The 14,307-nt window shown below is 63.3% G+C and carries 11 protein-coding genes and 1 pseudogene; 5 read left to right on the top strand and 7 right to left on the bottom strand.

The features are described from left to right. The first annotated feature begins 32 nt into the window (after positions 1–32). On the top strand, positions 33–1,394 hold the full coding sequence (locus tag WMW70_RS09470) for a UDP-glucose dehydrogenase family protein (protein WP_341437267.1): 1,362 nt from the start codon (positions 33–35) through the stop codon (positions 1,392–1,394). Between the two features lie 41 nt (positions 1,395–1,435). Beyond that, the gene (gene galU / locus WMW70_RS09465) at positions 1,436–2,275 is read left to right on the top strand and encodes a UTP--glucose-1-phosphate uridylyltransferase GalU (protein ID WP_341437266.1); all 840 of its coding nucleotides are present in this window, start codon (positions 1,436–1,438) and stop codon (positions 2,273–2,275) included. A 96-nt stretch (positions 2,276–2,371) separates the two neighbouring features. On the opposite strand, the gene WMW70_RS09460 is transcribed toward galU, so the two are convergent. Next, positions 2,372–2,794, bottom strand: coding sequence for a VOC family protein (locus WMW70_RS09460; RefSeq protein WP_341437265.1), 423 nt, complete (start codon positions 2,792–2,794; stop codon positions 2,372–2,374). 93 nt (positions 2,795–2,887) lie between these two features. Here WMW70_RS09460 and gorA point away from each other — a divergent pair, with 93 nt between their 5' ends. The 3 genes and pseudogenes from gorA to WMW70_RS09445 form a co-directional block, all read left to right on the top strand. Next, positions 2,888–4,246 (top strand): glutathione-disulfide reductase, encoded by a 1,359-nt coding sequence (gene gorA / locus WMW70_RS09455; RefSeq protein ID WP_341437264.1) that lies wholly within the window; start codon positions 2,888–2,890, stop codon positions 4,244–4,246. Positions 4,247–4,253: 7 nt separating this feature from the next. Beyond that, entirely contained in the window at positions 4,254–4,877 is a 624-nt protein-coding gene (locus tag WMW70_RS09450; protein ID WP_341437263.1) for a trimeric intracellular cation channel family protein, read from the top strand. Between the two features lie 83 nt (positions 4,878–4,960). After that, a pseudogene (locus WMW70_RS09445) lies at positions 4,961–5,341 on the top strand (LysR substrate-binding domain-containing protein); the annotation flags it as partial. A 30-nt stretch (positions 5,342–5,371) separates the two neighbouring features. Here the strand turns inward: WMW70_RS09445 and WMW70_RS09440 are convergent. The 6 genes from WMW70_RS09440 to WMW70_RS09415 all read right to left on the bottom strand — a co-directional run bounded on the left by WMW70_RS09440 (position 5,372) and on the right by WMW70_RS09415 (position 14,305). Beyond that, entirely contained in the window at positions 5,372–7,681 is a 2,310-nt protein-coding gene (locus WMW70_RS09440) for an ATP-dependent DNA helicase (RefSeq protein WP_445942128.1), read from the bottom strand. Further along, positions 7,666–9,330, bottom strand: a complete 1,665-nt coding sequence (locus WMW70_RS09435) for a VRR-NUC domain-containing protein (protein ID WP_341437261.1) — start codon at positions 9,328–9,330, stop codon at positions 7,666–7,668. The genes WMW70_RS09440 and WMW70_RS09435 overlap by 16 nt, the downstream gene beginning before the upstream one ends. 242 nt (positions 9,331–9,572) lie before the next feature. Further along, positions 9,573–10,370 carry an IclR family transcriptional regulator gene (locus tag WMW70_RS09430; RefSeq protein ID WP_341437260.1) on the bottom strand — a complete coding sequence of 266 codons (798 nt, stop codon included), beginning with the start codon at positions 10,368–10,370 and terminating at the stop codon, positions 9,573–9,575. A 165-nt stretch (positions 10,371–10,535) separates the two neighbouring features. After that, positions 10,536–11,105, bottom strand: coding sequence for a sarcosine oxidase (locus WMW70_RS09425; protein WP_341437259.1), 570 nt, complete (start codon positions 11,103–11,105; stop codon positions 10,536–10,538). 3 nt (positions 11,106–11,108) lie between these two features. Continuing rightward, the gene (locus tag WMW70_RS09420) at positions 11,109–14,006 is read right to left on the bottom strand and encodes a 2Fe-2S iron-sulfur cluster-binding protein (protein ID WP_341437258.1); all 2,898 of its coding nucleotides are present in this window, start codon (positions 14,004–14,006) and stop codon (positions 11,109–11,111) included. After that, complete coding sequence (locus WMW70_RS09415; protein ID WP_341437257.1) at positions 14,003–14,305, bottom strand: sarcosine oxidase subunit delta; 303 nt, start codon at positions 14,303–14,305, stop codon at positions 14,003–14,005. Before WMW70_RS09415 ends, WMW70_RS09420 begins: the two co-directional genes overlap by 4 nt. Positions 14,306–14,307 lie beyond the last annotated feature (2 nt).

The following is a 14,307-nucleotide window of genomic DNA, read 5'->3' as shown; positions in this document are numbered from 1 at the left end:
GCAATCGCTGCAACTCATCTGGAGGTGTGGCGATGCGAATCTGCGTGATCGGAGCCGGGTATGTCGGGCTGGTGTCGGCGGTCTGTTTTGCCGAAATGGGTAACCGGGTGATCTGCGTCGAGCAGGATGCCGCACGTGTCGCCGGCCTGTCTGATGGCCAGGTGCCCATATACGAGCCCGGGCTGGAAGCGATGCTCAGGGCCCATCTGGCCAACGGCCAGTTGAGCTTTACCGAGCATCTGCCGCTGGGCGTCGCCCAGGCGGAGATCGTTTTTATCGCCGTGGGTACGCCAAGCGGGGAGGATGGTTCGGCGGATCTGTCCCATGTGCTCGCCGTTGCCGATGCCTTGGGGGCCTGCCTGCAGCGCAGTTGTATCGTGGTCGACAAATCCACGGTGCCGGTGGGTACTGGGGAGCGGGTCGCGCAGCGGATCAACAATGGCCTGCGTAAACGCGCTCAGTCGTGCAAGGTCAGTGTGGCCAGCAACCCGGAGTTCCTCAAGGAGGGCTCGGCCATCGATGACTTTATGCGCCCGGACCGGGTCATCATCGGCTGCGACGAGCCGCAGGCCGCTGAGGTGCTGCGCCGTCTGTATGCGCCGTTTTTGCGCAACCACGAACGCCTGCTGTGCATGAGCTTGCGTGCCGGGGAGTTCAGCAAGTACGCCGCCAATGCCTTTCTCGCCACCAAGATTTCCTTTATCAACGAAATGGCCAGCCTGTGCGCACGCCTGGACGTTGATATCGAGGAGGTGCGCCGCGGCATAGGCAGTGACAAACGCATCGGCACGCATTTTATTTACGCCGGTTGCGGTTATGGCGGCTCCTGTTTCCCCAAGGATGTGCGGGCGTTGATCCGCACTGCAGAGCAGGAAGGCATTGAACCTGGCATCCTGCGTGCAGTCGAAGCTCGTAACGCGCTACAGAAGACGTTGTTGTTCCAGGCATTGCGTGAGCATTTTTCCGGTTACTGGCAAGGGCGGGTTGTGGCGCTTTGGGGCTTGGCTTTCAAGCCTGGCACCGATGATCTGCGCGAGGCCCCCAGCCTGGTTCTGCTGGATGCGCTGCTTGCCGCTGGGGTGCGGGTACAGGCCTACGACCCGGTTGCCAGGGCCGGCGTGGCGGCGCGGTATAGCGCGGAGGTCGAGCGCGGTCAGCTGCGCCTGAGCGAGTCGCCTTACGGCGCTGTCGAGGGGGCCGACGCCCTGGTGTTGGTGACCGAATGGAAGCAGTTTCGTCAGCCGGATTTCGTCAGAATTCGCGGCCTGATGCGCATGCCGGTGCTGTTTGATGGGCGCAATATCTACGATGGCAAACAGCTCGCGGCGCTCGGTTTTCTCTACCGCGGCATTGGCCGTCCGGGGCTTGGTCATTGTAAGGTCAGTGCAGCCTGATAGACTTGTGCGGTTTTTCGCTGTTTATTTAAAGGATTTTCATGATCAAGAAATGCTTGTTCCCCGCCGCCGGTTACGGCACACGCTTTCTCCCGGCCACCAAGGCCATGCCCAAGGAGATGCTGCCGATCGTGAACAAGCCGCTGATCCAGTATGGCGTCGAAGAGGCGCTGGAGGCCGGATTGACGGAAATCGCCATGATCACCGGGCGCGGCAAGCGTGCCCTGGAAGACCATTTCGATATCAGCTACGAGCTCGAACATCAGATCCGCGATACCGACAAGGAGAAATACCTGAGCGGGATCCGGCGTCTGATCGACGAGTGCAGCTTTTCCTACACTCGCCAGGTCGAAATGAAAGGCCTGGGCCATGCCATTCTCTGTGGCCGCCCTCTGATTGGCGACGAAGCCTTTGCCGTGGTACTGGCCGATGACCTGTGCCTGAACCTGGACGGCGACGGCGTGCTGACCCAGATGGTCAAACTGTATAACCAGTTCCGTTGCTCGATCGTGGCCATCCAGGAAGTGCCGCCGGAAGAAACCCACAAGTACGGGGTAATTTCTGGCGAAATGATCCGGGAAGACATCTACCGGGTTAACAGCATGGTCGAGAAGCCCAAGCCTGAAGATGCGCCTTCGAACCTGGCCATTATCGGTCGCTATATCCTGACGCCGGATATCTTCGAGTTGATCGAGCAGACCGAACCCGGCAAGGGCGGTGAAATCCAGATCACCGATGCCTTGATGAAGCAGGCGCAGAATGGTTGCGTAATGGCCTACAAGTTCAAAGGTCGACGTTTCGACTGCGGCGGTGCGGAAGGCTATATCGATGCCACCAACTTCTGTTTCGAGAACCTCTATAAACCAGGCAAAGCCTACTGAGGCGGTAAGCCGGACGCTTTGACTTGTAAGTGAGATGAATGGCAAAGCCACCGCGAGGTGGCTTTGCCGTTTTTGCTTACCGTTTGCCCGCGCCGGTCAGGGAATCGGCATCGCCTCAGAGCCCGGGCCAAGTGGCTGGCCATAGCTGAACTCGACATAGTTACCGGATGGGTCACGGAGTCCGCAGTAATAGCCGACCGGGTAGGGCTCGTCACGCGGGGCCCAGATCAGGCAACCCGCAGCCTGAGCCTTGGCGGCAATGGCATCGACCTGCTCGCGGCTGGCCACGGCGAAGCCGAAGTGGCTGTAGTCATCGTCCGCCAACTGGCGATCCTGCCCGCCGGGCATGATCACAAAGATAAATTCGTGCTCCTTGCCGGGTTCGGCCATCCAGACAATCCGCGAGCCCTTGCCGGCGCGCTGGTGAATCACCGCCATGCCGCAGAACTCGCGGTAGAAGGCCACACAGGCATCCAGATCGGGGACGTGCAACGCCAGGTGGGTGAGGGTCGGACGCATAAGGCTGCTCCTTGAGGGTACTTTGCAAGCGTAGTCCGGGCGCGGCGCTCGGGGTGATTGGGTTATGCTTGCGGCCTGATCTGGAGGCTTGTGATGACCTACGACTTCGACCTGTTTGTAATCGGTGCCGGCTCCGGCGGCGTACGCGCGGCCCGCTTTGCTGCGGGCTATGGTGCCCGCGTGGCGGTGGCCGAGAGCCGCTACCTGGGCGGCACCTGTGTCAACGTCGGCTGCGTGCCGAAAAAGCTGCTGGTGTACGGTGCCCACTTTGCCGAAGACTTCGAGCAGGCCCAGGGTTTTGGCTGGTCTATGGATCAGGCGCAGTTCGACTGGCCGACCCTGATCGCCAACAAGAACCGCGAAATCGAGCGCCTCAACGGTATCTATCGCAACCTGCTGGTCAATAGCGGGGTGACCCTGCTGGAAGGCCACGCCCGCCTGCTCGATGGCCACAGCGTTGAACTGGGCGGCAAGCGCTACAGCGCCAAGCATATCCTTATCGCCACCGGCGGCTGGCCCCATGTCCCGGATATTCCTGGCCGTGAGCACGCCATCGACTCGAACCAGGCATTCTTCCTCCCGCAATTGCCCAAGCGCGTGCTGGTGGTGGGCGGCGGTTACATCGCCGTGGAGTTCGCCTCGATCTTCAACGGCCTGGGCGCGCAGACCTCCTTGCTCTACCGGGGCGAGCTGTTCCTGCGCGGCTTCGATGGCGCGGTGCGCCAGCACCTGCGCGAAGAACTGAGCAAGCGCGGCCTCGACCTGCAGTTCAACAGCGATATCGCGCGCATCGACAAGCAGGCCGATGGCAGCCTGCTGGCAACGCTCAAGGATGGCCGCGAGCTGGCAACCGACTGCGTGTTCTACGCCACCGGCCGCCGGCCGATGCTGGATAACCTCGGCCTGGAAAACACCGCGGTACAACTGGACGAGCGCGGCTATATCCAGGTCGACGAGCAGTACCAGAGCACGGCACCCTCGATCATGGCCATCGGCGATGTGATCGGCCGGGTGCAGCTGACCCCGGTTGCCCTGGCCGAAGGCATGGCCGTGGCGCGGCGGCTGTTCAAGCCCGAGGAGTACCGCAAGGTCGACTACAAGATGATCCCCACTGCGGTGTTCAGTCTGCCGAATATCGGCACCGTAGGCTTGAGCGAGGAGCAGGCCAGGGAGGAGGGCCACCGCGTAGTGGTTTTCGAAAGCCGTTTCCGGCCGATGAAGCTGACGCTGACCGACTGCCAGGAGCGCACCCTCATGAAGCTGGTGGTGGATGCCGACAGCGACCGGGTGCTGGGTTGCCATATGGTCGGCCCGGAGGCGGGGGAAATCGTCCAGGGCCTGGCCATTGCCCTGAAAGCCGGGGCAACCAAGCGGATGTTCGACGAAACCATCGGCGTGCACCCAACGGCGGCCGAGGAATTCGTCACCATGCGTACCCCGGTCGAGTCCTGAGGACGCCATGGCAGAACTCTTCTACCTCGCCGACCTGTTCGGCGTTGCGGTATTTGCCATTACCGGTGCGCTGATGGCCGGTCGTAAATCCATGGACCTGTTCGGCGTGCTGGTGATTGCCATCATCACCGCGCTGGGCGGCGGCACTCTGCGCGATCTGATTCTCGACAACCACCCGGTCAGCTGGATTCTCAACGATCTCTATATCCTGGTGGCCTCTCTGGCGGCCATCGGCACGGTGATCTGGGTGCGCTTGACACAGCCCATTCATGAGAAAGGCCTGCTGCTGGCGGATGCCTTCGGTCTGGCGGTGTTTACCGTGATCGGCACCGAAGTGGCGCTGCAGCATGCCGTGCCCCATAGCACGGCGGTGATCATGGGGGTGATGACCGGCGTGGCCGGCGGGGTGATGCGCGATGTGATCTGCAACGAGATTCCGCTGATCTTCCAGAAGGAAATCTACGCCACCGCCTGCATTGCCGGAGCCCTGATGTTTATCGGCCTGCGCGAGCTGGGCACCCCGCACTGGCTGGATACCGGGGTGTCCATGCTGACGGTGCTGCTGATCCGCCTGGCCGCTATTCGCTGGCACGTATCCTTGCCCCGCTTTCATCTGCTGGACAGGGACTGATGATCGAACGTCTGGAGCACGGGGTGGTGTTGCCCTAAGTCTTGACCAAGGCCGGCTGTCGCCAGGCTGGCGCGCTGGTGGGGAAGAGTGCTTCGGTCACCCAGCAGACCGACGACCTGGAGCAGCATGACTGCGTCCAGTTCGAACTGCCCGGCAGCGGCCGGCCGATCACCTGGCTGTTCAACGAAGGCGGCAAGGCGCGGGAAATGCTGACCAGCGGCGGCTACCTCTGTTCCGACGACGTGCTGGCTGGTGTGACCCTGGCCAAGCATGGCGTGGGCCTGTTCCAGACCTATCGCTTTATCGTCGAACGCGAGTTGGCCGAGGGATCGCTGGTGGAAGTGCTTCAGCCATTTTCCGGACGCTCGCGTCCCTTCACCCTGCTGTATCCCCACAGCCGGCATATGCCGCTGCGTCTACGCGCGTTCATGAACTTCATCATGGACACGAAGCAGGCGTGGTGAGCGCATGGCTGAACGGCACGCTGTTGCCGGTTAGAGCGCATTGATCTCGTTGTGCAACGGCAAACGGCAGCGCTCCACCTTCCACCAGGTCGGCAGCAGCTTGCGGATCGCCGGCTGATTGAAGCGATCATCGATCAGGTAGACAACGCCCTGGTCCTGCACGGTGCGAATAACCCGGCCGGCGGCCTGTACCACCTTCTGCAAACCCGGGTAGAGGTAGGTGTAGCCATAGCCATTGTTGCTGCCGAACATCGCTTCCATCCGCTGTTTGATCTCTTCATTGACCGGGTTGATCTGCGGCAGGCCGAGGGTGGCGATAAATGCGCCGATCAGGCGGTCGCCGGGCAGGTCGATGCCCTCGCCAAAGGCACCACCCAATACGGCAAAACCGATACCGCGGCCCTTGCTGGAGAAACGATCGAGAAAGGCCTGACGTTCGTTCTCATCCATTTGCCGTGACTGCTGCCAGAGCGGAATTCCTGGATGCGCTATCTGCAGCTCCTGCAGCACCGCCTGCAGGTAGGTGTAACTGCTGAAGAAGGCCAGGTAGTTACCCGGTTTTTCCGCGTACTGGCGGGCAATCAAGGCGGCGATGGGGGCCAGCGAGAAGTCGCGATGGGCATAGCGGGTGGACAGGTTGCTGACGGCCTGGACGTGCAGCTGCTCGGCGTTAAAAGGCGATTCCACATCGATCCAGGGTGTGTCGTCCGGCAGGCCGAGCAGGTCGGCGTAATAGTTCGCCGGGCTCAAGGTGGCGGAAAACAGCGTGCAGCTGTGCGCCTCGTCGAAGCGCGGGGCGAGAAACGGCGCAGGCACGATATTGCGGATGCACAGGGTCGAAACCATCTGGCCACTGCCTTCGTCGCGGCTGATATCGAACAGCGAATGCGCGCCAAAGGCCTCGGCCAGGCGGCAGAACAACATGGCATCCAGATAGAAGTGCAGCAGCTCGGCGGCATTCCCAGCGGGCTGTTCGCTGAGGTGATCGGTGAGGGTGCTGACGGCCTTCTGCAGCGCCATGACGAACAGGTCCGGCGCGCTGGGGTACACCTGATACGCCACTTCCTGATCGCGCTCCAGCTGTCGCCAGTGCCGGCTGATGCGCTCCAGTGGGGCCTTCATCACATTCGGTGCAATGCGCCGTAGCGCTTCAAAGCGCTGCTGATTGAGCTCGGCGGTGTACATGCCGCGCGCGCGCTCAATCAGGTTGTGGGCTTCGTCCACCAGCAGGGTGATGCGCCATTCATTGAGCAGGGTGAGGCCATACAGCAGGCCGCCCATGTCGAAGTAATAGTTGTAATCGCAGACCACCACATCCGCCCAGCGGCACAGCTCCTGGCTCAAGTAGTATGGGCAGATTTGATGCGCCAGGGCGGTGGCACGTACGCTTTCATGGTTCAGCCACTGGCCTTCGAGCGCCGCCTGGCGGGCGGCAGGCAAGCGGTCGTAAAAGCCTTTGGCCAGCGGGCAGGAGTCGCCATGGCAGGCTTTGTCGGGATGCTCGCAGGCCTTGTCGCGCGCCACATGCTCCAGCACCCGCAACGGCATAGCCTCTTCCTGGCTGCGCAGGGTGGCCAGAGCATCCAGCGCCAGGCGCCTGCCGGGGGTTTTTGCGGTAAGAAAGAACAACCGATCCAGCTGCTGCTCGGGGAAGGCCTTGAGCTGCGGAAACAGGGTGCCAAGGGTTTTACCAATGCCCGTGGTGGCCTGGGCCATCAGGCAGTGGCCGTCACGGGCGGCGCGGTAGACCTGATTGGCCAGCTGGCGTTGACCGCTACGAAACTCGGCATGGGGAAAGCGCAGGCGGAGAAGGGCTTCATCGCGCTGGCGGCGATGCTCGCGCTCATACTCGGCCCAGCGGATATAGCGGCTGCATTGCAGCTCGAAAAACTCACGCAGCTCATCCGCGCTGACGGTCAGGTGGAAGGCGGTTTCGTGTTGGGTAATAACGTTGAAGTAGACCACCGCCAGATTGATCTCTGGCATGTCGCGCTCCTGGCAGAGCAGCCAGCCGTAGACCTTGGCCTGGGCCCAGTGCAGCAGGCGATGGTTTTCCGGGATGCGGCTGATATCGCCCCTGTGGGTCTTGATCTCCTCCAGCAGGTTTTCTTCCGGGTCGTAACCGTCCGCGCGGCCGCGTACCTGCAAACCCTCATAGGCACCACTCAACGGCAATTCTGCGTAGTAGCCCGGACCACGTCGGGCCACCACGATGGCGTGGCCGGTCATGCCTTCCTGGGCGGTGGGCGAGGGGGTAAAGCGCAGGTCGAGGTCGCCGACCTTGGCGGTGAACTCGCACAGCGCGCGTACCGCGACCTGATAGTTCACGCGTCGGCCCATTGCACGTAGCAGACGTCCACCGGCATGCCGTGCTCGGCGCAGAAGGCCAGCCAGCGCCGCTGGTTGTCCTGCAGGCGATCCCCCGGGCCTTTGACTTCAATCATCCGGTAGCGCTGCTCGGCCGGCCAGAACTGGATCAGATCGGGCATGCCGGCGCGGTTGGCTTTGATGTCCAGCAGCAGGCGCTTGAACCAGGCCCGCAGGTGCGCGGCGGGCAGGCAGTCGAGCGCCTGCTCCAGCAAGGTTTCGTCCAGCGCCGCCCAGAATACGAAGGGCGACTGGATGCCGAATTTCGCCGTGTAGTTGTCGCGGATCACCTGCTTGTAGGCATCCGAGTCGAGGTGGGCCAGACAGCCGGCAAACAACTTTTCGCGCTGGGTATGGAAGTCGGCACTGAACAGATCAACCGGGGCGGTGTGGAAGGGGTGGAAGAAGGCCCCCGGCACCGGGGCGAAGATCGCTGGCCAGCAGAGCAGGCCGAACAGGCTGCAGATCAGGCTGTTCTCGACATAGTGCACCGGCGCGTCGGGCTCGTGCAGATGAGCTTTGACGGCAAACTCGACACTCTGCGTCTCAGGCCTTGGCAGGCTGAGGTCAATTCGTGCCGGCGCTACTGGTTTGGTTTTGCCAGGCAGTGGCTGCCCAAGCTGACGGGCCAGCCGCGTCAACGCGCGTTCCACGGCCTGGGCTTCGGCATCATTTTCCGGTGCCTGGATGGCTTGCAGCGTCAGCTCATAGGCCTGTTCGGCGCGGCCCAAGCGCTCCAGTACGCGGATCTGGCGCAGGCGTGCGCCGACATAACGGCAGTCGGTGTAGAACGCCAACGCGCCTTCCAGGTCGCCCTCGCGCTCCAGTTGCTGGCCCATGCGGAACAGCAGCTTGTTACGTCGCGCGGCCAGGAAGGGGGTATCGCAGGCCTGGGCGCTGATCTGTTGCAGCACACTGGCAAGTGGCTCGCCGGCCTCGAACTGTTCACGGCTGCGTTGCAGGTGCAGGTAGCAGTCCACATCCGCGCGGTGGCGAAAGGCCCGCGAGTCGGGTGTCAGCTCTACGCGCTCATAACGAAAGATACCGAGCTCGGCGAGGACGAACTCGGACCAGTCCTGGCGTAGATTGCCGAAGAACATCAGTCGCAGACGTTCGCACAGCGTGTCGATGGTCAGGGAGACGATCTGCTCCTCACTGCCCGGACACCAGGCAGCAAAGGCACGCGGCTCGGCACAGGTCTCGGCCAGTTGCGCCAGCAGCTCGGATTTGTTCTGCGATTTTCTGGACGTGGGGCCCGCCAGGTGCTGGAGCACTTCATCCTTGCGCAGCAGCTTGAACAGCTCCTCCAGGCACAGTTCGGCGTCATGTCGTACCCAACCTGCCTCAAGCAGCGGCGTTGCCGCCTGGCGCGGGCAGCCGATCTCTTCATAGCTCAGCTTGCTCAGCCGGAAGTGGCTGCCCTTGCGCATGATCATCCGCACCAGCAGAGCCTGGGCGGGCGTGTCCATGGCGAAGAACTGCCGGACAAACTCATGCTCGGCCTCGCTCAACAGATCGGCATAGCGCTCCTGCAGCCAGGTGAGGGCCTGACGGAAATTCGCCAGGTAGTAGAAGCGCGGATCGAGTTGCGCCTGCATGGGCGTGCCGGTGGCTGTGTGCATAGTGGCTGGGGAGGGTATCGGGAATGCGGTTGGGATATTGGCCGGCTAGAGTTTAGCCTGTGCTGTTTATCTATACAGCATTAATCTGCAGCTAATTGCCCCGGCTTGAGGACAAGCATGGTTGCCCCCGTAGGGTGCGCTGTGCGCACCAAAAAATCTGCGCCGAGGCGGGGGCGCACACAGCGCACCCTACCATTTCGAACTGTAAACGCCCGATGAAAATGGAATGCGCCGTTTGGAATTTATAGGCCGGAAGGCGAGCCCGTATGGCCCAGCTCCTGGGATATATCGTGACTGGCGGCGAGCAGGCTCGTGAGAAAGCCCTGCTGAGCAACCTGGGTATCCATGACTGCGTCCGGGCCGGACAGGTTGATGGCGGCCACTATGCTGCCGCTGTGGTCGCGAATGCCGGTGGCGATGGCGGTGGAGTAGTCGGAGCGGTGCAGCACCCAGCCACGCTGGCGATCCTCGGCGATAAGCTGTTGCAGCTCTGGCAGAGTGCGCGGTGCCGGCGGTGGGTAGTCGTCGAGGCGGATGTGCTGGTAGAGCGCACTCAATTGCGCCTCGCTCATATCACTCAGCAGCACCCGCCCCAGAGCCGTGCTGTGACAGGGCAGGCGGGTGCCGACGGGGATGTTCACCGCCAGGCGTTGTGGGGCCAGGGCGCGGTAAAGGTAGAGGCTGTCGGTCTGCTCGCGGATGCTCAGGTGGCAGGACAGCGACGTGCGGTCGCGCAGGTCGTTGAGATGGGCCATGGCCACCTCGACCAGGTCGCGGCTGGCGAGGTAGGCAAAGCCATCGGATATCACCTGCGGGCCCAGCTCGAAGGCATTACGCCCGATTTTTCGCAGATAGCCCATGTCCGCCAGGGTCTGCACGATGCGGTACACGGCCGAGGGGCTGACGCCGAGGCGCTCGGCCATGTCATTCATACCCAGGCTGCGTTCGCGGGCGCTGAACATGCCAAGGATGCTCAGCCCGCGTTGCAGCGCCGGCACGCGGTAGTCGGTTGCCTGGTCCGGGGTTTCGCTGGCGCTCATTCAAGGGGCTCCATGGTGTTGTTGGGGCTCGAACTTGGGTGTCCGGCATGAGAGCCAATGGTGGATCGGTGAAGCGTGATCCACCCTACGGATTGCGAGTTGCCGCCCGGTTCCCGTAGGGTGGAAATCGCTGTTTATTTCCACCATGTGGCCATTGGCGGGGCATCAGGCCAGCAACGCTTCCAGCGCTACCGGCTGACCACCGAACTCCGCCATGGCATCCAGCATGGCTGTGCGGAAGTACTCCAGCGACGCGCGGTCGCAGAGGATGTGCAACAGCGGCAGTTCGACGGAGCCTGCGTTGATCACGATAACGTTGAGCCGCGCCGCCGAGGTTTGCGCCACATGGCCGAAGGGGAAGGCCTGGGGGCGCAGGTCGACGCCGCACACCTTGGCCATCACCTCGGCCAGGTGCTGGCCGGACAGCTGCAGCCAGGCGTGACTGTCCTGGCGCGGCAGCAGGTAGTTGCCCAGCTCGCTCAACTGCCAGCCGGCTTCCTCGGCGGCAATGCGCTCGCCCCGGTCGGCCAGGCTGCCCAGCAGCAGGTACTCGGTCTGCGACAGGCGCGCCACCAGCACGCCGTCGCCCTGGGGCAGCGCCCTGTTGGGTGCCTCCGGCAGCTGGTAACCGCGTTCGCCGAGCCAGGCGGCGGCGTCGACGCCGCGAAAGCCCACGCGCGGCAGGTCGGTGAAATCGATAAGCGCACAGCGCTCGAGAATGTTGAGGCTGGTCATGGCTCAGAGCTCCTGGCGCAGGTTCTGTGGATCGTAGAAGGGCAGTTGCACCACGCTGGCCTGGACCACCAGACCACCCTCGACGCGAATCGGGATCTGCATACCCGGCTCGGCCTGGTCGGTAGCGGCGTAAGCCAGGCCGATGATCTGGCCGAGGTTGGCCGAGTACTCGCAGGAGGTGACGTTGCCGCTGATATCCGCCCCCTTGAGCACCAGATGGCCTTCCAGCGGCTGCGGGCTGTCCTTGGGCAAGGTGAAACCCACCAGCTTGCGCTTGAGCGGTTGCGCCTCGAGGATTTCGATGGAGCGCTTGCCGACGAAGAATGGCTTCTTGCGGCCGATGGCCCACTGCATGTCGATTTCCCCGGGGTGAGTCATGCCATCGGTGTCCTGGCTGATGATCACGTGGCCCTTCTCCAGGCGCAGCAGGCGCTGGGTCTCGACGCCGAAGGGGCGGATGCCGAATGCGCCACCGGCGGCCATCAGCACGTCCCACAGGCGTTCGGCATGGCGGGCCGGTACGTGGATTTCATAGCCCAGTTCGCCGACGAAACCGACGCGCAGCAGGCGTGCCGGAATGTCCACCACGGTGCCGCAGCGCACCCCCATATAGGGGAAGGCCTCTGGGCTGAGATCGACGTCCTGGCAGACCTTCGCCAGCACCTGGCGCGCCAGCGGCCCGGCCAGGTTTACCGCGGCGATGGCGGCGGTGACGTTGGCGATGTCGACGTTCAGACGCCATTGGGCGTTCCACTTGAGCATCTGCTGATAGATGCGGTCGACGCCGCTGGTGGTGGCGGTGACGTAGAAGTGGTTTTCGGCCATGCGTGCACACACGCCGTCGTCGATCACTACGCCATGCTCATTGGTCATCAGCGCATAGCGGGTGCGGGCGATGGGCTGCTTCTTGAACGGCAGGGTGTACATCCGCTCCAGCAGTTCGGCGGCATCCGGGCCGCGCACATCGAGGCCGCCCAGGGTCGACACGTCGATCAGGCCGACCTGCTCGCGCACATGGCGGGCTTCCTCCTGCATGCAGCGCTCGCGCTCCTCGGCCTTGCCGTAGAAGGCCGGTCGTTGCCAGATACCGGCGGGCATCATCTTCGCTCCGGCCTGGACGTGGCGACGGTGCATCGGGGTTTGCCGGTAGGGGTCAAAGGCGCGGCCGGCGACGTGGGCGAGTTTCTCCGCCTCGAACGGCGGGCGCGCGGTGGTCACGCCGGTTTCGCCAATGCTGCGCTGGGTTGCCCGTGCCACCAGTCGGGCCGTGGGCAGGGCCGAGTGACGACCCTGGGACGGGCCCATGCCAACGGTGGAGAAGCGTTTGACCAGTTGCACGTCGCGGTAGCCGATGCGGGTGGCGTTGACGATGTCACGCACCTGCAGGTCTTCGTCAAAGTCGACAAAATCCTTGCCCTTGGGGTGAGGGAAGATCGGCCAGTCGAAGTTGACCCGCGCCTCGCCGCTGAAGGCCTGCTCGCCGATCCCCGCATCGAGGCCGAGGGCAGCCACGGCGCGGGCGGCGGCGAGGGTGCCGTCGAGCAGGACGTTGTCCAGGCTGTGACGACCATTCCCCGAACCAGCCACGGCCAGCCCCTGGGGCAGCCCGCTGATGGCGAACTCGGCTTTCTGCTCGTCATAGGCCAGCTTGCCGCCGGCCTGGCAAAGCAGTTGGTAGACCGGCATATAGCCCGCCGACATGCACAGCAGGTCGCAATCCAGTAGCAGGCCCTGTTCGGCCACCTGGCCCTGGGCGGTGATGCGGCGGATATCCACACCACTGACGTGGCGCATGCCTTTCTCGTGCAGCGCCTCGAACACGGTGCTGCCGAGGTGGCAGGTAATGCCACGATTTTCCACGGCACTCTTCAAGGCCATAGCGGCCGGTTGCTGGCGCATGTCCACCAGGGCGGCGACCTGCACGCCCTGTTCATGCAGGTCGAGGGCGGCCAGGTAACCGTCATCGTTGCCGGTCAGTACCACCGCGCGCTGGCCGGGCTTGACCGCATAGAGCCGCATCAGCCGCTGGGCGGCGCTGGCCAGCATGACGCCGGGCAGGTCGTTGTTGCGAAACACCACCGGTTGGTCGAAGGAGCCGGCGCTGACGATGCACTGCTGGGCGCGCACCTTGTACATGCGCCGGCCCTGAATCACCGGCAGGTAGTTGTCGCTGAACCAGGCGTTGCAGGTGGCCTGCTTGAGCACCTGAATATTGGCGTGGCCTTCCACGGCGGTCACCAGCTCACGGCGCAACTGTTCGGCGCGGGTGCCTTCGACATCGAAGCGGGCATAGGTCAGCGAACCACCGAGCACTGCCTGCTGCTCGACCAGCAGCACCTTGGCCCCGGCATTGGCGGCGGTCAGCGCGGCCTGCAGGCCGGCGGGGCCGGCACCGATCACGGCGAGGTCGACGAACAGGTAGGCCTTGTCGTAGTACTGCGGCTGGAACTTGAGATCGAGTACGCCGAGGCCGGCCTTCTTGCGGATCAGCGGCTCCCAGACCTTCCACATGCCCTTGGGCTTGTAGAAGGAGCGGTAGTAGAAACCCACCGGCATAAACTTTGAGAACTTGCCCAGATAGGCGTCGCGGTCGTTGTCCAGCGAGCCATTGAAGTTCTGCCCGGTTACGTCCAGGCCCGAGCTGAGCGGGTGGGCATCGGCCAGCACGTTGGGCTCATCAGGTAGCTGCACCAGGGTGTTGGCATCCTGCCCGGCCATGGTCAGCGGGCCGCGCGGGCGGTGGTACTTGAACGAGCGCGAGAGCAGCCAGCGGCCATTGGCGAGCAGGGCGCTGGCGATACTGTCACCGGCAAAGCCCTGGTGATCGCAGCCGTCGAAGCGGAAGGCCAGGGGCTGATCGCGGTCGATCAGCAGGCCCATGGGGGCGGGGAGGCGGCTCATCCGGCGATCTCCTGTATTAGTGGGGCGAACTCGACCCGCTGGGTAAAGATTTCCTTCGCATCAAAGGTGCGAATGATCTGATCGGTAACAGTGTGGCGCTCGGTCAGGAACCAGTAGCTGGAGGCGTTATGCAGCCACCATTCGCGCACCACGCCGGCGGCGTTGTCGCTGTTGAACACGTAGTCAGCCCACTCGGCGTCGCTGCAGCTGGCCGGGTCAGGCATAAGCTTGAATTCGCCGCCGTAGGTGAACTCGCTGATATTGCGTGGCCCGTTGAGCGGGCAATTCATGATCTTCATGG

Source organism: Pseudomonas sp. XK-1, assembly GCF_038069885.1.
Classification (GTDB): Bacteria; Pseudomonadota; Gammaproteobacteria; order Pseudomonadales; family Pseudomonadaceae; genus Aquipseudomonas.
This window is presented reverse-complemented; position numbering and strand designations above follow the sequence as displayed.

Bases quoted from the DNA above. Each gene is read 5' to 3' on its own strand.
- WMW70_RS09450 (WP_341437263.1), top strand. From the start codon at position 4,254: ATGGCAGAACTCTTCTACCTCGCCGACCTGTTCGGCGTTGCGGTATTT.
- WMW70_RS09415 (WP_341437257.1), bottom strand. From the start codon at position 14,305: ATGAAGATCATGAATTGCCCGCTCAACGGGCCACGCAATATCAGCGAG.
- WMW70_RS09435 (WP_341437261.1), bottom strand. From the start codon at position 9,330: ATGCACACAGCCACCGGCACGCCCATGCAGGCGCAACTCGATCCGCGC.
- WMW70_RS09420 (WP_341437258.1), bottom strand. From the start codon at position 14,006: ATGAGCCGCCTCCCCGCCCCCATGGGCCTGCTGATCGACCGCGATCAG.
- WMW70_RS09440 (WP_445942128.1), bottom strand. From the start codon at position 7,681: ATGGGCCGACGCGTGAACTATCAGGTCGCGGTACGCGCGCTGTGCGAG.
- WMW70_RS09425 (WP_341437259.1), bottom strand. From the start codon at position 11,105: ATGACCAGCCTCAACATTCTCGAGCGCTGTGCGCTTATCGATTTCACC.
- WMW70_RS09430 (WP_341437260.1), bottom strand. From the start codon at position 10,370: ATGAGCGCCAGCGAAACCCCGGACCAGGCAACCGACTACCGCGTGCCG.
- galU (WP_341437266.1), top strand. From the start codon at position 1,436: ATGATCAAGAAATGCTTGTTCCCCGCCGCCGGTTACGGCACACGCTTT.
- WMW70_RS09460 (WP_341437265.1), bottom strand. From the start codon at position 2,794: ATGCGTCCGACCCTCACCCACCTGGCGTTGCACGTCCCCGATCTGGAT.
- gorA (WP_341437264.1), top strand. From the start codon at position 2,888: ATGACCTACGACTTCGACCTGTTTGTAATCGGTGCCGGCTCCGGCGGC.
- WMW70_RS09470 (WP_341437267.1), top strand. From the start codon at position 33: ATGCGAATCTGCGTGATCGGAGCCGGGTATGTCGGGCTGGTGTCGGCG.